Origin of the sequence: Micromonospora pisi (assembly GCF_003633685.1) — a bacterium.
GTDB classification, from domain to species: Bacteria; Actinomycetota; Actinomycetes; order Mycobacteriales; family Micromonosporaceae; genus Micromonospora_G; species Micromonospora_G pisi.
Genome location: NZ_RBKT01000001.1, coordinates 3,721,363 through 3,738,722, shown reverse-complemented (window position 1 = coordinate 3,738,722; position 17,360 = coordinate 3,721,363). Strand labels below are relative to the sequence as shown.

The following is a 17,360-nucleotide window of genomic DNA, read 5'->3' as shown; positions in this document are numbered from 1 at the left end:
CCCGTTGAGGAGTGCGACGGCCACCTGTGGCGTCGGGCGCGGGCCGGCTAGTGGCCCTGGTTGCCCCTGGGTTGCGCGTCCAGCGTGACGTCGAGCGTCGGCACGGCGTACGGGGTGTCCGCCCGCACCGCCAGTTGGGCCCGGTAGGTGCCCGGCTGGGGGACACCGTTCGGGGCCGTCGCGGTGATCCGTAGCGTGAGCGCCTTCGACGCGCCGGGGGCCAGCGTGAACCGGCTCGGCGTGACGGTCAGCCAGGACACCTCGGCGCCCTCGTCGCAGAGCCCGAGCCCGGTCATCCGCTCCGACTCCGCACCAGCGAACGGCGCGAACTCCGCGCCGCCGATCTTGAAGCCACCGCATGCGCCGGCGCCCCGTGCCCGGGGGAGCAGCGTGTTCGGCAGGTCCTGCCAGGTGTTCGACGCCGGGTCGTAGCCGATGGTCCGGTTGGTGAGCGTCTGGCCCTCGTCGATCACACCGCCGGCCAGCACCAGCCGGCCGCCGGCCACCGAGTACTGAGAGGCCCAGAGGTCGACCGGCAGGTCGGCGATCGGGCTCCATTTGTCGGTGTCCGGCTCGTACGCGTAGCCCGCGGTGTAGGTGGCGTCGTGGTTGAAGCCACCGGCGCAGTAGATCCGGGCCCCGATCGCACCGCAGGACTGCCAGGCGATCTCGTGCGGGTAGGCGGCCTTCGCCCGGAACGTGTTGCTCGCCGGGTCGAACGCGACCACGTCGGCGCTGGCGTTACAGATGAAGTCCAGGCAGCCGCCGACCAGGTAGACCCTGCCCTCGACCACGGACGCGGTGCCCGCCGCCCGCGCTGCCGGGTTGGTTACCCCGGGCAGTGTCTGCCAGGCGCCGGTGGCCGGGTCGAAGACGTCGACCGCGGTCTCCGTCTCGCCCTCGGTGGTCCAGCCACCGAACACGTACAGCTTGCCGTTCACCGCCGCGGTGGCCGGCTTGTACCGGCTGTGCGGCATGTCGGGCAGGGTCTGCCAGGCGTCGGTGGCCGGGTCGTAGACGTACGCTTCCCGCTTCTCCTCCCGGTCCGTCGTTCCGCCGCCGACCGAGTAGACCTTGCCGCCCAGCAGGGCCGCCGAGTTGTCGTACACCGGCGCGGGCAGGTCCGCGATCCGGCTCCAGGAGTCGTCCAAGGGCGTCACCACCCCGGTACGACCCGCCGACGTCGACGGCTTCGCGGTGCCGAACGACATGCCGGCGCTGACCTTCGGCACCGAATACTCGGTGAGCGGGGCACCCTTGCCGGTGGCGAGTGCGGCGAAGCCGCCGTCGCGTTCCAACACCTCGACGCTGATCGGGGCGCTGCCGGTGTTGGTGACCGTGACCTCGGCGTTACGGCCGCTGCCGTACGGCTGGGTGCTCTTGATCTCGGCGGTGTTGAGCGCGATCCGGCCGATCTTCAGGTCGAAGTCGACCCGACGCGCACCGCCGTCGGTGATCGTGCTGGTCTTCGCCCGGTCCTGGTACGGCGCTGCGCTCGCGACGAACGAGTGCTTGCCGTCGACCAGCGTGGAGAAGAACGAGTAGAACCCGTCCGGAGCGCTGCGGTCCTCCGGGGTGGCGACCGAGACGGCCCGCTCGGCCGGCCGGTCCGGGCTGCTGACCGTGACCCCGTTCACCCCGGCGCCGGTGTTGGCGTCGGACGTGAAACCGGTGACCAGACCACCCGGAACAGGGGTGCAGCTGCGATCGACCACCTGGATGTTGTCGAGTTGCCACCACCAGGAGTAGTCGCCCCGGTAGCGGAACCGGATCTGCGCGTTCGCCTGGTTGGCGAGGCCGGGCAGGGGTACCTCCTCGGCCGCCGGGCCGCGCCGGGAGACCTGCTGCATCGCGACGCCGACCCAGTTGGCGCCACCGTTGGTCGAGACGTCGATGCTGGCCGCGTCGCCGTTGCCGGCCACGTACAGGTCGCTGGCGAAGCGGAGGACGGGCGCGTTGACCGTGCTGAGGTCGAGGATCGGGCTGACCAGGTCGCTGTCCTGCGTGTGCCCGAAGCCGTAGCCGTCGCTGTCGGCGTTCGCGAAGCCGCCGGTGCCGCCGGTCAGGTTCTGCCGGTTGCGCGGATTGTCGAACGCCCAGCCGGTGTCGGCCCGGTTGACCACCGACCAGCCGGCCGGGGTGCCGGTGCCGTCGAAGCCCTCCGAGAGCACGGTCCGGCCGACGCCGGCGGTGTAACCGGGCAGGTCGCAGGAGACCGTGGCCGGAAGCGCGATGTTCGCCGTCTTGGCCCGGTTCGCCACGGTGACCTCGGTGGAGACGCTCCGGTAGCCGCTGGAGACGGCGGTTGTGGTGAGCCGGTGCGTTCCGCCGCTCGGCACGCTGACCGAGTAACGACCGCTGGCCGGGTCGGTGAAGACCGGCCCGCCGGGACGACCGGCGACCTCGACCCGCGCGTAGAGCGGCCAGCCCTGGCCGGAGCCGTCGGTGACCTTCCCGGAGAGGGTCACCATGGGCCGCGCGGACAACGCGAAGTCCTGGGTCACCGTGGTTCCGGTGGCGACCACCGTCGCGCTCCTGCCGGCGAAGCCGTACGCCTCGACGGCCACCGGGTACGTTCCGGTGACGACCGGCAGGGTGTAGTGGCCGACCTGGTCGGTGAGAGCGGTGCGGCCATCCACACGGACCGAGGCGCCGGCGATCGGGGCGCCGGTGCCGGCGTCGCTGACCGTACCGGTGATCTTGGTAGCCGGGCCGCGTGGCGCGGTCTCGACCGCCTTGAACACGTCGAGCCTGCCCTCGCCGAAGTTGTTGTTGTCGGCCGCGGTTCCGCCGCAGCTGAGCGATTCGACGTCGGTCGCGGTCTCGTCGAGCAGCTTCTCCGTACCGGCGATGTCGCCGCGCAGCACCGGTGCCGCCGACCAGACCAGCGCCACGGCGCCGGAGAGGTGCGGTGCGGCCATCGAGGTGCCGCTGATGACCCCGTACCCGTTGGTGGGGAGGGTGGAGACGATGTCGACGCCGGGGGCCGCGATGTTCGGGTTCGGCTCGCCGGTCACCAGGGACGGTCCACGGCTGGAGAACTCGGCGATGTTGTTGTCGACGTCGTAGGCGCCGACGGCGTACGCCCCGGGGTTGTCGCCGGGGGAGCTCGCCGTGTTGCAGCCCAGTTCGCCCTCGTTGCCGGCGGCGAAGGTGGGGAAGATGCCGGCGGCCCGCCAGGCGGTGACGGTCTGCTGGTACCAGAGGTCGTTCTGGCCACCACCCCAGGAGTTGTTCACGATGTCGGGGCGCAGGTCCGGCCGGGGGTTTTCGCCGTTCAGGTCGGTCGGGGCGAGAATCCACTGGCCGGCGGCCATCAGCGACTCGTCCGAGCAGCTGCTGCTCTCGCAGCCCTTGGCCGCCATCCACTTTGCACCGGGGGCGACGCCGACCTGGTTGCCGGCACCGTCGTCGCCCACCATCGTGCCCATGGTGTGACTGCCGTGCCCGTTGTTGTCGCAGGGCGCCTGCTCGACGCAGACACCGGCCGGGTCGAACCAGTTGTAGTTGTGGTCGAAGGTGCCGTCGCCGAGGTTGCCCCGGTACGAGTTGACCAGCGCCGGGTGGTCGAACTGCACGCCAGAGTCGATGTTGGCGATGACGACGCCCTCGCCCCGGTCGGCGTACTCGGACCAGACCCGGGGCGCGCCGATGTTGGTGAGGCCCCACGCCACGCCGATCGCGTCCTGCGGGGCGGCCCTGCTCGACGTCGGCTCGATCAGTTCGTACGTGCGCGCCGGCTCGATCCGTTCCACCTCGGGTCGGGCCGCGATCGCGTCGACCAGCGCCTTGTCGCCCTTGACCCGGATCGCGTTGGCGATCCAGAACGACTCGTACCGGGCCTTGCGCTTGGTCAGCTCGGCGAGCAGTCCGCGCTGGGTACGGGCGGCGGTCCCGGTGAGCTGCTGGTAGACCTGGCTGGCGCGGGCGTCCGCGTCCCGTACCTTCGCCGCGTTGCCCAACTGCGCGCGTTCCCGCAGGTAGACGACGAAGCTGCTGCTGCCCGTCGTGGTCAGTTCGGTCATCACCTGGGGGCTGACCGGAGCGGTCGGAGCGGCTGCGGCCGCCATCGCCGGCTGTGCCGTCACGCCGAGGACAACGGTCGAGACCAGTGCGAGTGTTCGCCAGAGTCTGGACCGGCTCGCCCCTCGGCGTCCCAGTCGGTGTGTCATCGTTCCTCCACCTTCGCGACGCCACGGGTCACCCGGAGCGTCGATCACGCTGCTCCGGGATGTCCGGCGCCGCCGGCTGGTGCGGGGTCTGTCGAATTTGGAGAGCGGCTCCGCACCTGCCCAGAAGACATGGTCAGGGGCGTTTTGACCATGATCAAGACTAAAGCTAGGCAGTATTCAGGCAGTATTCAGCCTGAAGGTAGGCATCTTGACGTTTCTGGGAGGGTGCCCATTGAATGGGGGAGGGCGCCCACACCCCGTTGACTCCGTTGCGACGACCGCGTTGGCTGGTGCGAGCCGATGTACGGGGAGGATCGGGTTGACTGAGACCGAGGTGCCACTCGTGGTGTGTGTGTCCACGGATGCGGCCGTACGGGCAAGAGTACTGCGTCGGCTCGACGACTTCGGCCGCGTACTGATCGTGGCTGACCTGGCGGAACTCCGGGCGACGCTGTTCCCACCGGAGAATGCCGGGTCGCCGCCGCCGCCGCTGCCGTCGTCGATGCCGGTGCGCATCGGCGAACTCGTCGTCGACCCCGGTGGTCACCTCGTCACCTGGCGCGGTGAACCGCTGGCGCTGACCCGACTGGAGCGGGAACTGCTCGCCCGGCTGGTCGGTCCGCCGCTGATGGTCTGGACCTACGAGCGGCTCTTCGACTCCGTCTGGGGCGGGGCCTACCTCGGGGACACGGCCATCCTGCACTCCGCGATCAAACGACTGCGCCGCAAGCTGCGTGGAATCGAGGGCGGTCCGCAGGTGCAGACCGTACGCGGGGTCGGCTACCGCCTGCTGCCCGCACTCTGACCGGTTGGCGGCCGTACTTTGACCTGTGCTTCCGTGTCACGATGGCGGTCGTGACGACAGACGCGGCCCCGCCTTCGACGCCGGCCAGCCGAACCGCCCAGGAGCCGCCGGCCCGCAAGCGGCGGCGCTGGCTGCTCGTCGGTGTAGCCGGTTGGGCGGTGTTGTTGCTGCTCGTCGCCTATGTCTCGGTCCGGACCGACGCACCCACCGTGCCGGAGCAGCGCGACGTGGTCGCGGCCATGCCGGTGGTGAACCGGGCCCTCGGCCGGCTGCTCAGCGGGGCCGGACCGGATGCGGTAGCCGAGATCGGCGGGCAGAAGCTGGAGCCGGGCTGCCGGATCAGCCCGATGCGCGACGGGTTCAACCTGGTCGGCACCCTCACTCTGCGTACGGCCGAAGCCGACGCGCCGGCCCTGCTCGACCGCATCGCCGAGCGGCTGCCGGCCGAATATCACGCCCGGGTACGGCACCGCCCGGAGAGCGGCACGCACACGCTGCGCGCCGACGGTGGCGAGTTCGTCCTCATCTCCGGCGGCGTCACCGATCCCGGCGTCATCGAACTCACCGCCGAAACCGGCTGCCGGCCCGGCAGCGACACCCAGTTCGTCGACACCCTCATGGGCATCGTGCTCGACGACGAGGCCGTCCGGGTGCTCACCGCGCTCGGCCTGCCGGCACCCGAGTTCGCCGACGACAGGCCCACGCTCTACTGCCCGTCCGGCGGCCACGCCAGCACCACCCGGGTGACCGTCCCCGGCACCCCGACCGCCCCGCTCGGCACCACCCTGCGCCCGGTCGCCGGCCCCGCTTCGACCGTCGTCACCGACGAACCCGACCTCTACGCCTACCGCACCGCTTCGCTGAGCGTGGTGGTGACGTTGACCGAGACCGGCACCCGCGTCTCCACCACGACCCCCTGCCCCTGACCGCCCACCCCTTCGTAGTTGATCATGAAGTTGGCGCGGATGTTCGGGCCACCTGTGGGTGCCAACTTCATGATCAACAGGGTGGAGGCGGGTCGGTCGGCGGCGAGGTGGTGTGATCATTCGAGGGACCGCAGGCTGGTGAGAGGGGTGGGGCATGACGGAGTACGGCGCTCTGCTCACGGTGGCGCACGAGGCGGTCGACCTGGCCCGGGACATGATGCGTACGCTCCGGCCCGGTGTGCTGACCGGCAAGGGCGACCGGGACATGGCCTCCGAGGTCGACTTCGCCATCGAGCGGACACTCCGCGCCTTCCTGGCCGAACGTACGCCGCAGGTCGGCTTCCTCGGCGAGGAGGAAGGAACCAGTGGTGCGGGTGAGGAACTCACCTGGTCACTCGACCCGGTCGACGGCACGGTCAACTTCGTACACGGGTCACCGCTCTGCGCCGTCTCGCTCGGGTTGATCGCGCGCCAGCGGTCCGTGCTCGGGGTGATCGACCTGCCGTTCCTCGGCAACCGCTACTCGGCCGCGCTCGGGCAGGGCGCGTTCTGCGACGGCGAGCGGATCCACGCCAGTCGCACCGGTGACCTGGGCGAGGCGCTGGTCGCGCTCGGGGACTTCGCGGTCGGCGAGGACGCCACCGGCAGGAACGCGCACCGGCTCGCGATCACCGCCGCCTTCGCCGAGCGGGCCCAACGCGTACGGATGTTCGGCTCCGCCGCGATCGACCTGGCCTGGCTCGCCCATGGGCGGCTCGACGCCTTCGTCATGCTCAGCAACAAGCCCTGGGACACCAGTGCAGGGGTGATCATCGCCGCGGAGGCCGGCGCCCGGCTCGCCGACCTGGACGGCAGCCCGCACACCGCCGACTCGGGCGCGACCATCGGCGCCAGCGAGGCGCTGCTGCCGGCCGTCCTCGCCCTGGTGCGGGAGGCCGCGGTCGCCGCGAGGCCAGCAGAATGAGCTGATGCGCATCCGTACGGCCCGCCTCGCCGAACTGCCCCTGCTGTTGGAGATCGAGTACGCCGCCGGCCGGGTCTTCCACGACCTCGACATGGCGGAGATCGCCGAGAACGACCTGCCCGCACCGGCCGAACTCACCCCGTACCAGCAGGACGGTCGGGCCTGGGTCACGGCCGACCAGACCGATCGACCGATCGCGTACGCGCTGGTCGAGGAGGTCGACGGGAACCTGCACGTCGAACAGATCTCGGTGCACCCGGAGCACGCCCGACGGGGCCTGGGCCGGCGGCTGCTGGAGCATCTCGCGGGCGAGGCGACCAGGCGGGGCATGCCGGCGCTGACCCTCACCACCTTCGTCGAGGTGCCGTGGAACGCGCCCTACTACGAACGGTGCGGCTTCCGGATCCTCACCGACGACGAACTGACACCGGGCCTACGGGCGATCCGGGACCGGGAGACAGCACTCGGGCTGGACCGCTGGCCGCGTACCGCGATGCGGCGGGACCTGGTCCGGTGGGGCGGTACGAGTTGACGGACCGGGCCGGTCGCGGCGGCGGGTCAGTAGACCAGCGCCTGGGCGCCGTCGGCCATCGCCTCCTCGACGAAGGCCGCCGCCCCGGCGATCCGTACGCCGGGCAGCACGTCCGCCTCGCCGATCTCCCGCCGGGCCGCGCACTGGCTGCAGACGGTGACCCGGCCGCTGGTCAGGATCACGTGCAGCAGTTCGGCCAACGGCGCGGAGTGCGGCAACTCGAACTCGGCGGCCCGTCCGGGGAGGGCGAACCAGCTCGACTCGCCGATGAGCCAGAGCGACACGTCCACTCCCGCCGCGACAGCCGTCGCGGCCACGGTGAACGCCTGGGCGCACCGTTCCGGCGAATCGGAGCCGGCGGTGGCCTTGACGACCAGAGTGCGTGTCATACCGGCCAGCATAGGATGACCTTGTCATGGTTACCGAGATTGGGTTCGTAAGCCTGCTGGTCGCGGGCTTCGGCCTGCTCGCCGGTGGCCTGGTCTACCTGGCGGTACGAATTTCGAGAGGACGCTGGTGAACGCGGAGAGTACGTCCCCGGACAATCCGATGGCACCACCGCCGTGGCTGAACGCGCCACCGGTGGAGCCGTACCCGTTCGAGGAGACGTACGACCTGCGGGTCGGTCCGGACCTCCATCCGGCCCTGCTCGGCCTGCTCCCGTACGTCGGACTCTGGCGCGGACGCGGACGCGGCGGTTACCCCACGGTCGACGATTTCGACTACGCCCAGGAAATCAAGATCAGCCACGACGGGCGGCCGTTCCTCAGCTACGAGTCGAGGGCCTGGCTGCTCGACGAGGAGAGCCGACCGATCCGGCCGGCCGGCCGTGAGGTGGGCTGGTGGCGGCCGGTGATGGACGGCGAGCGGGCGACCGACGAGATCGAGGCGCTGCTGACCACCCCGACCGGGATCATGGAGCTGCACGTCGGCAAGGTCACCGGCACCCGGCTCGAACTGGTCACCGACGCGGTGGTGCGTACCTCCACGGCGAAAGAGGTCACCGCCGGTCACCGGCTCTTCGGCATCGTCGAGGGCGCCCTGCTCTACGCCCAGGAGATGGCCGCCGTCGGCCAGCCCCTGGTGCCCCACCTCTCCGCCCGACTCATCCGGGTCGGCGGCTAGGCAACACGGGCAGGACCGGACCGTTACGCCGGACGGTCAGGCCGCCGGGAAACCCAGCAGATCGAGCAGGTTACGGGTGTGTGGGCTGGGCGGCAGCGGCATGCCGTCCAGCGACCGCACCTCAGCCAGCCCGCGTACGGACGAGGTGAACCAGGCGCCGCCGCACGCCGCCTCACGTAGCTCCGCCGGGGTGACCAGGCGTTCCTCGGCCGACCAGCCGAGCGAATCGGCGTGCGCGAGCAGCCACCTGGCGGTCAAGCCGGGCAGGATGCCGGTACTCGCGGCCGGCACCGTACAGAGCGTGTCGCCGGCCAACCAGACCAGGTTGGCCGACGGCCCCTCCAGGGCGTAACCGTCGGTCGAGGTCCAGAGCACGTCGTCGACCCCGTTCGCGGCGGCCCAGCGGCGGGCCGCCAGGCTCACCCCGTACGAGGTGGACTTGACCCCGGCGAGCAGCCAGGGCAGCCCGGCGCGGGCCCCGGCCGGTACGCCGAGCGGCAGCGTGGCGACGGTGACGCCGGCGGTCCGGGCCAGCCGAAGCGCGGGTGCGACCTCGGACAGGGTGGCGAAGACGGTGGCCGGACCGCCCTCCTCCGGCCCACGGGTGCAGACCAGCCGCAGTGCCCCCTCAACCTGCGCCGGCCAGTGCGCGCAGACCTCCTCCAGCAGTACGGCGAGCTCGGTGGCGTCGGGCAGCAGCAGGTCGACGGCGACGGCGGCGTTGGCCAGCCGGGTCAGGTGTTCGTTGCGCAGCCACGGCCGACCGCCGCGTACGTGCATGGTCTCGAAGAGGCCGTCACCGTGCAGCACCCCCCGGTCGTCGGCGCGCACGACCGGTTCGTCGGCCGGGACCACGCCCCGGCCCAGCACGGCGACGATCGGGCGTCCGGACACGAGTTCAGAGCGTAACGGTGTCCAGGGGGCGGGGGAGCCGCTCGCCGTGATTGCCATGGTCGGGCGAGCCCACCCGGGGGAACTATGATCGGCGAGTGTCGGAATCATCGCTGGCCGAAATGTTGCGCTCCCGCGGGCTGCGCCTGACGGCGCAGCGGCAACTGATTCTCGAGGCCGTCCTCGAACTGGGGCACGCCACCCCGGAACAGGTGCACACGGCCGTCCGGGGGATCGCCGCCGGAGTGAACATCACCACTATCTACCGCACCCTGGAATTGTTGGAGCGGCTCGGACTCGTTACCCATACGCACCTGTCGCACGGTTCCCCGACCTACCACGCGGCCGGCGCGGACCAGCACGTCCATCTGGTGTGCCGGTCCTGCGGCGAGGTGGACGAGATCGACCCGGAGATGCTCGGGCCGCTCGCCGACCAGTTGGCCAACGAACGGGGATTCGTGGTCGACGTCGGGCACGTGGCACTCTTCGGTCTCTGCCGGAAGTGCGGGGAACAGCAGGACTAGTCGACTGCGGGGTGGCAAATGATCGACATCGCGGGTGCGGTGGCCGTCGAGGTGCTGGACGAGCAGACGCCGGACCAGCCGACGCCGGAACACGCGGCGGCCGGCGTGCGGGGCGTTGCCGCACACTACGGCGACCCGATGCGGGAACAGCGGAATCTCGCCAGCGAGGTGGGCCTGGTCGACCGCTCCCACCGGGGTGTGATCGCGGTCCCCGGGGTCGAGCGGGTCGGTTGGCTGCACACCCTGACCACCCAGCACCTGGCCGACCTCCGCGCGGGGCAGGGCAGCGAACTGCTGGTCCTCTCACCGCACGGACACATCGAGCAGCACGCGATGGTCGCCGAGGACGGCGAGACCACCTGGCTCGACACCGAGCCCCGGGACACCGCCGGTCTGCTCACGTACCTGGAGAAGATGCGCTTCTTCACCCAGGTCGATCCGCGGGACGCGACCGCCGACTGGGCGGTGCTCTCCCTGGTCGGCCCGCGTGCCGCCGAGGCGGTCGGCACGCTCGGCGTCAGCGGGCTCGACGTGCCGGACGCGCTGCCGGTGCCGGGTCCGAAGTTCGCCGGCGGGGACCTGCCGCCCCGACCGACCACGCGGTACGACGTACGCCCGTTGCCGGGCGGCGGCTGGGCCCGCCGGGTGGAGCTCGGTGTCGACCTGCTGGTGCCCCGCGCCGAACTGGACCGGGTGGTGGCTGAGCTGACCGGCGCCGGGGTGCCGTTGGCCGGGCTCTGGGCGTACGAGGCGGTGCGGGTCGCCGCCCGACTGCCCCGGGTCGGTTTCGAGACCGACCACCGCACCATTCCGGCGGAGGTGGACCTGATCGCCCCGGCCGTACACCTGGACAAGGGCTGCTACCGGGGGCAGGAGACGGTGGCCCGGGTGCACAACCTGGGTCGGCCGCCGCGCCGGCTGGTGCTGCTGCACCTGGACGGGCTCGGTTCCGACCAGCTTCCGGCGGTCGGCGCCCCGGTGACCAACGGCGACCGGGCGGTCGGTTTTGTCGGTACGGCCGTCCGCCACTTCGAACTGGGCCCGGTCGCGTTGGCGGTGCTCAAGCGCAACGTGCCCGACGACGCCCAGTTGGTGGTCGACGGGGTGGCCGCCGCGATCGACCCCTCCTGAGCCCGATCCGCGTCACCCGCGCGTCGACGGGCGGCGCACGGTTGGTGTGGCGGAGGTAACGGGTGGCCTGGTTAGGATCGCCGGCATGACAACAGGGACGTTGATCACGGTGGCCCCGACCGGGGCGGAATCGACCAAGGCCGAGGTCCCGGCACTGCCGGTGACCCTGGACGAGCTGGTACGGACCGCGAAGGAGTGCGAGGCGCTCGGCGCGGCCGTGATCCACGTACACATCCGTGACGATCAGGCCCGGCCGACGCTCGACCAGGGGCGGCTGCGCGAGACCGTCGCCGCGCTACGGGAGAACACCGACCTGATCGTGCAGCTTTCCACCGGCGGGGCGGTCACCGACCCGGAGGCGGAGCGGCTGGCCGTGCTCGACGCCGGTCCCGAGATGGCCTCCTGCACCATGGGGACGGTCAACTTCGGCGACGACGTGTTCCTGAACCGGTGGGAGTTCATCGTCGAACTGCACACCCGGATGCAGGAGCGCGGCATCGCCCCCGAGTACGAGATCTTCGACCTGGGTCAGCTCACCACCCTGCGCCGGCTGCTCGACAAGCACGGCCTGCCCGCCGGCGGTCACGTGCACGTCGATTTCGTGATGGGGGTGCCGGGCGGTATGCCGGGCACCACCGAGGCGTTGGTCGCGTGTCGTCAGTCGCTGCGTGACCTGCCGGAGGGGACCACGTTCTCCGCCACCGGCATCGGGCGCAGCACCATCCCGGTGCTGCTCGCCTCCCTCTCCGCCGGTGGCCACCTCCGGGTCGGCATGGAGGACACCGTCACGTACGCCAAGGGCCGGCCGGTGGAGTCGAACATGCAACTGGTGGCGCGTGCCGTCGGCTTCGCCCAACTCGCCCAGCGGCCCCCGATGACCAGTGCGGACGTCCGTGAGCTGCTGAGGCTTCCGCCTCGTTCCTGAGGGCTCCTTAAGGCGGCGGTCGGGCCACTCGCTAAGTTCTGGGATCATGGCACAGAGCTACGCGGGCGGCGAGCCGCTCGCCGAGGTGGTCCGGTCCGGTTTCGTCGAGGGAACCCACCGGGGTTCGGTGGTGCTCCTCGGCGCGGACGGTGCGGTTGTCTCCTCGGTGGGCGACGTACGTTCGCCGATCTTTCCGCGTTCGTCCAGCAAGCCGATGCAGGCGATCGGGATGCTTCGTTCCGGTCTGCGGCTGGTCGACGCGGCCGACCTGGCACTGGTCTGCGGCAGCCACTACGGCGAGGATTTCCACGTGGCCAGAGTCGAGGCCATGTTGCGCAGCGGTGGCCTGACCGCATCGGCTCTGCGCTGCCCACCCGACCTGCCGGTGAGCGAGGCGGCGCGGGCGGAGGTCTACCGGGCTGGTGGCGGACCGGCCCGGATCCTGATGAACTGCTCCGGCAAGCACACCGGGATGCTGCTGACCTGTCTCGCCGCCGGCTGGCCGGTGGACGGGTACTGGCGGCCCGAGCACCCGTTGCAGCAGCGGCTGCGTACGGCGATCGAGGACTTCACCGGTGAGCAGGTGGCGGCGACCGGGGTCGACGGCTGTGGCGCCCCGGTGCTCGCGGTCTCGCTGACCGGGCTTGCTAGCGGGTTCCTGCGCCTGGTCTCGGGGGCGCCGGGTTCGGTCGAGCGGACCGTCGCCGACGCGATGCGGGCCCACCCGGACCTGGTCTCCGGCACCGGGGCCGAGGACAACCTGCTGATGACCGGGGTGCCCGGATTGCTCTCCAAGGTCGGGGCGGAGGGCGTACTGGTGGCCGCCCTGCCCGGGGTCGGCGCGGTGGCGCTCAAGATCGACGACGGGGCCGCCCGAGCCCGGATGCCGGTGCTGGTCACGGCGCTGCGCAAGCTGGGTGTGGCCGCACCCGTGCTGGACGAGCTGGCCGATGTGCCGCTGTTCGGCGGCGGCGTCCCGGTCGGCGCCATCCGCCCCCTCTGAGCGTAAGGAAGGGCCCCTTATTAACGCTATGCGTTAATAAGGGGCCCTTCCTTACGCGTTGTTAGGGGAGGAAGTTCAGCAGGGCGTCGTTGACCGGGGTGGGGCGTTCCAGGGGGAGCAGGTGGCCGGCGTCGGGTACGTCCGGCAGCCGGACCGCCCCCGGCACCTGGGCGGCGATCGTGTCGGCCAGTCGGGAGATGTCCGGTACGTCGGCCGCACCCGCCCCGACCAGCACCGGCACCTTGATGTCGGCGAGCCGTTCGATCGCGGGCGGGTCGAGTTCGCGTACCTCGACGTTGCCGAGCGCCGCCTCGGCGGCGAGCGCACGACGGTCCATCTCCTGGGCGAGCTCGCGCAGTGCGGGGTCCACATCGGCTGGCTGCCGACCCGGGCCCACCACCCAGAACCGCACCTCGGCCGCGGCGGCCGCGTCGAAGTCCCCGTCGTCGACCTCGCCGATCAGGTTTTCCCAGAGTTCGTTGGCCTCGTCGGACCACTGGTAGCCGGAGACCGCCGAGCCGAAGAGGGCGAGCGCGGTGACCCGGTCCGGGTGGGCGAGCGTGGTGTCGATCGCCACCGCGCCACCGAACGAGCAACCGACCAGGGCGGCCCGTTCGATGCCCAGTGCGTCGAGCAGACCGACCACGTCGTCGTGGTGGGCGAAGGACTGCTCGGACAGTTCGGAGTCGCCGTACCCGCGCAGGTCCAGGCTGAGTACCCGGTGACGTTGGGCGAGGACGGCGACCTGGTGCCGCCACATGCGGCGGTCGGCGATGCCGGCGTGCAGCAGTACGACGCTGCTTCCGTCACCCAGGTCGTCGTAGGCCAGCGTGGTCCCATTCAATTCGATCATCGACACCAGGGGAAGCTACGCACTTCGCCCCCTGTGGCGCAAAGTGGTTCGGGATGAGACCTCGCTAACTGTGGCTAGCGTTTTGCTTGCAACAGCTAGCGCCGCGAACTACCGTCGAGGACATGGCGAACCCCAAGGACCTGCCCCGCGACGTCGGTGGGTTCATCCGCGACCTGCGCCGCAACGCGAAGATCTCGCTGCGGCAGCTCGCCGACCAGGCCGGGGTGAGCAACCCCTACCTGAGCCAGATCGAGCGTGGACTGCGCAAGCCGAGTGCGGAGGTTCTCCAGCAACTCGCCAGCGCCCTACGGGTGTCGACGCCGGTCATGTACCTGCGGGCCGGCCTGCTCGACGACAAGGAGGGGCACGGGGTGCTCGCCTCGATCGCGGCCGACCCCGACCTGACCATGCCGCAGAAGCAGTCGCTGAGCCAGATCTACGAGACGTTCCGGCGGGAGAACGCGCGCCTCGCCGAGACCAGCACGCCGGCGGAGTCCGAGACCAGCACGCCGGCGGAGACCACGACCGCCACCAGCACACCGCCGACCGCGCCGACCAGCACCACCACCGGACCGGCCGACGGCGGCAGTACGGCGATCGACGACGCACTCGAGTCGGTGGCGCGAACCGAGTCGGGCACCGCGCCATCGCCGAACGCCCCCCAACCCGCCAAGCGGACCGCCCGCAAGGCGGTCCGGAAGACCGCGCCAGCGGTCGAGGAGGAGCAGTCATGACCGACCCCCGGACCCCTCGTATCCCCACCCCTCTCTACGCCGCCGCCGGCATCGGCGACCTCGCCCTGGAGCAGCTGCGCAAGCTCCCCGCCGTCGTCACCGAGCTGACCGAGAAGGCCGCGACCAGCACTGCCGAACTGCGCGAGAAGGCCGTTGCCATCAACACGACCGAGCTGCGCGAGAAGGCCACGGTCGGTGCCGCCGAGCTGCGCGAGCGGGCTGCCGAGGCGCTGCGTACCGCGAACACCACCGCGACCAGCCTGCGGGGCCGCACGGTCGGCGCGGAGCTGGACGTCAGCCGGCTGCGTACGGCCGCGATCCGCAACGCCGCGGTCGTGGTCTCCGGTGCGCACAGCGCCTCCGAGCGGGCCGTCGCCGCCTACGGTGCCATGGTGGCCCGGGGTGAACGGGTGGTCGCCTCGGTCGGCACCCCGGCCGAGGCGCCGGCACCGGCCCCCGCTGTACCGGCACAGGCCGCCGGCGCCGACGCGCCCAAGGCCCCGGCTGAGGTGACCGTCACCCCGGAGGCGCTGGCGACGAAGGAGACCGTGGCCAAGGCCGTGGCGACCAAGGCCACCCGTACCCCGGCCCGGACGACGACCAAGGCCACCGCCGCCAAGGCGCCGGCCACCAAGGCCGCCGCCACGAAGACCGGCGTGGCCCGGTCGGCGAAGCGCACCCCGGCCAGCGACGAGAAGTAGACGCGGCCGGACAACCCCGGGTACGGCAAGTAGCCCGTACCCGGGGTTGTCGACATAAGCTTCACGGCATGGATACTGCCGCGCCGATCTTCTACGCCGATGTCCGGTACGTCATTGAGCTGGCGCTCCGCATCCTCGCCCTCATCATCGAGGGGGTGGCCCTGGTGCACGCGATCACACAAAGGTCGGACGCGTTCCCGGCGATCGGCACCCTGCCCAAGGGGGGCTGGATCGCCATCCTCGCCGTCTGCATGGTCATGACCCTGCTGCTCGGCGGTGTCATCACCATCTTCGGTCTGATCGGCATCGCGGCCGCCCTGATCTACCTGCTCGACGTGCGGCCCGGCCTGCGTGACCTCACCGACGGCAAAGGCTTCTGGTGAGAGATTTCCGCTGGCCTCCACCTCCTGACGGCGGGCCACGGACGTACGGACCCGGTCCGAGTGCACCTCGAACCGGGCGTCCCGCCCTGCCCGAGCCGGAGACCGAACTCGTCACCACCCCGCACGGCGTACGGCTGGAGCGGTTGATCACCGGTGCCGGCGACCCGGTGACCGTCTTCGCGCACGGGCTCGGCGGCGGCATCGCGGTCACCCGGCCACTGGGCAGCGCGGTCAGTGGGCGCCGGGTCTTCTTCCAGTTCCGTGGCCACGGCCGGTCGGACGCGCCGGACGGCAGGTGGAGCTACGCGGACCTCGCCCGGGACCTGCGGGCGATCGCCGACCTGAGCCGGGCCACCCGCGCGGTCGGTGTCAGTCTCGGCGCCGGTGCGCTGACCCGGTTGCTCTCCGAGAGCCCGGAACGGTTCGACCGGGCGGTCTTCTTCCTGCCGGCGGTGCTCGACCAACCTCGGCCGGCGGCGGCCCGGGAGCGGCTGACCGCGTTGCTGGAGGCGGTCGAGAGCGGTGAGGCCGGTACGGTCGCCGAGGCCGCCGCCGCCGAACTGCCGCCCGCGGTGCGGAACACCCCGGCCGGTTGGGCGTACCTGCGCCAACGGATCGACCAGTTGATGCGGGACGGGTTGGCGGCGGGGCTGGCCAGCCTGCCGGACGAGGTTGCGGTCTCGGACGCCGCGTCGCTCGGCGCGGTCACCGCCCGTTCGTTGGTGATCGGCTGCGCCGGGGACGACCTGCACCCGCTCGCCGTCGCCGAGCAACTCGCCGCCGCCCTGCCCGACGCCACACTCCAGGTCTACGACCGTCCTGGCGTGCTCTGGACCCACCGGGCGGATCTGCGCGCCCGCGTGTCCCAGTTCCTCAACAGCTAGCCGGGTTCGACGAGAACAGCCAGGCGGGTTCGACGAGCGGGACCGGCCGGACGAGTAACCTGCCTGGGCATGGGTGTTACTCAACATGGCCACACGGTTCGGCTCGACCTCGCTGACCCGACCCTGCGGGAGTGGACGTGCACGGTGGTGCACGTCGACCCGGACCGGGGGATCGTGCTGGACCGTTCGGCGTTCTACCCGGGTGGCGGCGGCCAGCCGCCGGACCACGGTGTGCTGCTCTGGCAGGGCACGCAGACCCGTATCGTCGGCACCCACAAGGGCGACGACCTCTACCTGATCCCGGCCGAGGGCGATCCGGTCCCACCGGTCGGCACCGCCGTCACCGGCGCGCTTGAGGAGACCCGGCGCACCATGCTGATGCGCACCCACTCCGGGCTGCACGTGCTCTGCGGGGTGGTGTTCCGGGACTTCGGTGCCCTCGTCACCGGCAACAGCATGGAACCGGGCGAGGCCCGGATGGATTTCAACCTGCCCGAGGTGCCGGCCGACTTCAAGACCCGGCTGGAGGAACTGGTCAACGTCGAGGTGGCGGCCGACCGCTCGGTGGCGGTGAAGGTGCTGCCGCGCGACCAGGCGCTGGCGCTGCCGGACATCATCCGGACCCAGAGCAACCTGATCCCCGCCGACGAGCAGGAGATCCGGATCGTCGACATCGTCGGGCTGGACGTACAGGCCGACGGGGGCACGCACGTCGCCTCGACCGCCCAGATCGGCAAGGTCCAGGTGGTCAAGGTGGAGAGCAAGGGCAAGGCCAACCGCCGGGTACGGGTCCGCCTGGTCGAGTGA

The 17,360-nt window shown here is 71.3% G+C and carries 19 protein-coding genes; 15 read left to right on the top strand and 4 right to left on the bottom strand.

Annotated elements, in window-relative coordinates; genetic code table 11:
- Positions 1 to 47: 47 nt before the first annotated feature.
- Positions 48 to 4,172, bottom strand: a complete 4,125-nt coding sequence (locus tag BDK92_RS15675) for a S8 family serine peptidase (protein ID WP_121157387.1) — start codon at positions 4,170 to 4,172, stop codon at positions 48 to 50.
- 319 nt (positions 4,173 to 4,491) lie between these two features.
- Here BDK92_RS15675 and BDK92_RS15670 point away from each other — a divergent pair, with 319 nt between their 5' ends.
- The 4 genes from BDK92_RS15670 (at position 4,492) to BDK92_RS15655 (ending at position 7,399) form a co-directional block, all read left to right on the top strand.
- Positions 4,492 to 4,977, top strand: a complete 486-nt coding sequence (locus tag BDK92_RS15670; protein ID WP_121157386.1) for a winged helix-turn-helix domain-containing protein — start codon at positions 4,492 to 4,494, stop codon at positions 4,975 to 4,977.
- A 50-nt stretch (positions 4,978 to 5,027) separates the two neighbouring features.
- Positions 5,028 to 5,903, top strand: a complete 876-nt coding sequence (locus tag BDK92_RS15665) for a hypothetical protein (RefSeq protein WP_147457016.1) — start codon at positions 5,028 to 5,030, stop codon at positions 5,901 to 5,903.
- 154 nt (positions 5,904 to 6,057) lie between these two features.
- Complete coding sequence (locus BDK92_RS15660) at positions 6,058 to 6,867, top strand: inositol monophosphatase family protein (RefSeq protein WP_121157384.1); 810 nt, start codon at positions 6,058 to 6,060, stop codon at positions 6,865 to 6,867.
- Between the two features lie 4 nt (positions 6,868 to 6,871).
- Positions 6,872 to 7,399 (top strand): GNAT family N-acetyltransferase, encoded by a 528-nt coding sequence (locus BDK92_RS15655; RefSeq protein WP_121157383.1) that lies wholly within the window; start codon positions 6,872 to 6,874, stop codon positions 7,397 to 7,399.
- A 26-nt stretch (positions 7,400 to 7,425) separates the two neighbouring features.
- Here BDK92_RS15655 and BDK92_RS15650 read toward each other — a convergent pair whose 3' ends face one another.
- Positions 7,426 to 7,800, bottom strand: a complete 375-nt coding sequence (locus BDK92_RS15650) for a DsrE family protein (protein ID WP_121157382.1) — start codon at positions 7,798 to 7,800, stop codon at positions 7,426 to 7,428.
- A 14-nt stretch (positions 7,801 to 7,814) separates the two neighbouring features.
- Between BDK92_RS15650 and mtfM the strand changes: the two genes are divergently transcribed.
- Positions 7,815 to 7,919 (top strand): small membrane protein MtfM, encoded by a 105-nt coding sequence (mtfM, locus tag BDK92_RS40810; protein ID WP_269476287.1) that lies wholly within the window; start codon positions 7,815 to 7,817, stop codon positions 7,917 to 7,919.
- A 29-nt stretch (positions 7,920 to 7,948) separates the two neighbouring features.
- A complete protein-coding gene (locus tag BDK92_RS15645) occupies positions 7,949 to 8,524 on the top strand; it encodes a heme-binding beta-barrel domain-containing protein (RefSeq protein ID WP_121162199.1) in 576 nt (191 codons plus the stop codon).
- A 36-nt stretch (positions 8,525 to 8,560) separates the two neighbouring features.
- Here BDK92_RS15645 and BDK92_RS15640 read toward each other — a convergent pair whose 3' ends face one another.
- On the bottom strand, positions 8,561 to 9,475 hold the full coding sequence (locus BDK92_RS15640) for an aminotransferase class IV (protein ID WP_121157381.1): 915 nt from the start codon (positions 9,473 to 9,475) through the stop codon (positions 8,561 to 8,563).
- A 38-nt stretch (positions 9,476 to 9,513) separates the two neighbouring features.
- On the opposite strand from BDK92_RS15640, the gene BDK92_RS15635 reads away from it, so the two are divergent.
- The 4 genes from BDK92_RS15635 (at position 9,514) to BDK92_RS15620 (ending at position 12,998) form a co-directional block, all read left to right on the top strand.
- A complete protein-coding gene (locus tag BDK92_RS15635) occupies positions 9,514 to 9,939 on the top strand; it encodes a Fur family transcriptional regulator (protein ID WP_121157380.1) in 426 nt (141 codons plus the stop codon).
- Positions 9,940 to 9,957: 18 nt separating this feature from the next.
- Positions 9,958 to 11,070: a CAF17-like 4Fe-4S cluster assembly/insertion protein YgfZ gene (ygfZ, locus tag BDK92_RS15630; protein ID WP_121157379.1), complete on the top strand. Its 1,113-nt coding sequence runs from the start codon at positions 9,958 to 9,960 to the stop codon at positions 11,068 to 11,070.
- Between the two features lie 85 nt (positions 11,071 to 11,155).
- Positions 11,156 to 11,995: a beta-keto acid cleavage family enzyme gene (locus BDK92_RS15625; protein WP_121157378.1), complete on the top strand. Its 840-nt coding sequence runs from the start codon at positions 11,156 to 11,158 to the stop codon at positions 11,993 to 11,995.
- 46 nt (positions 11,996 to 12,041) lie between these two features.
- Entirely contained in the window at positions 12,042 to 12,998 is a 957-nt protein-coding gene (locus BDK92_RS15620) for an asparaginase (protein WP_121157377.1), read from the top strand.
- A 61-nt stretch (positions 12,999 to 13,059) separates the two neighbouring features.
- On the opposite strand, the gene BDK92_RS15615 is transcribed toward BDK92_RS15620, so the two are convergent.
- A complete protein-coding gene (locus BDK92_RS15615; protein WP_121162197.1) occupies positions 13,060 to 13,851 on the bottom strand; it encodes an alpha/beta fold hydrolase in 792 nt (263 codons plus the stop codon).
- 122 nt (positions 13,852 to 13,973) lie between these two features.
- Between BDK92_RS15615 and BDK92_RS15610 the strand changes: the two genes are divergently transcribed.
- The 5 genes from BDK92_RS15610 (at position 13,974) to BDK92_RS15590 (ending at position 17,360) form a co-directional block, all read left to right on the top strand.
- A complete protein-coding gene (locus tag BDK92_RS15610) occupies positions 13,974 to 14,585 on the top strand; it encodes a helix-turn-helix domain-containing protein (RefSeq protein WP_121157376.1) in 612 nt (203 codons plus the stop codon).
- Positions 14,582 to 15,286 (top strand): hypothetical protein, encoded by a 705-nt coding sequence (locus tag BDK92_RS15605; protein ID WP_121157375.1) that lies wholly within the window; start codon positions 14,582 to 14,584, stop codon positions 15,284 to 15,286. Before BDK92_RS15610 ends, BDK92_RS15605 begins: the two co-directional genes overlap by 4 nt.
- A 68-nt stretch (positions 15,287 to 15,354) precedes the next feature.
- The gene (locus BDK92_RS15600) at positions 15,355 to 15,669 is read left to right on the top strand and encodes a DUF2516 family protein (protein ID WP_121157374.1); all 315 of its coding nucleotides are present in this window, start codon (positions 15,355 to 15,357) and stop codon (positions 15,667 to 15,669) included.
- Positions 15,666 to 16,553, top strand: a complete 888-nt coding sequence (locus tag BDK92_RS15595; protein WP_121157373.1) for an alpha/beta fold hydrolase — start codon at positions 15,666 to 15,668, stop codon at positions 16,551 to 16,553. The genes BDK92_RS15600 and BDK92_RS15595 overlap by 4 nt, the downstream gene beginning before the upstream one ends.
- Before the next feature lie 69 nt (positions 16,554 to 16,622).
- On the top strand, positions 16,623 to 17,360 hold the full coding sequence (locus BDK92_RS15590) for an alanyl-tRNA editing protein (protein WP_121157372.1): 738 nt from the start codon (positions 16,623 to 16,625) through the stop codon (positions 17,358 to 17,360).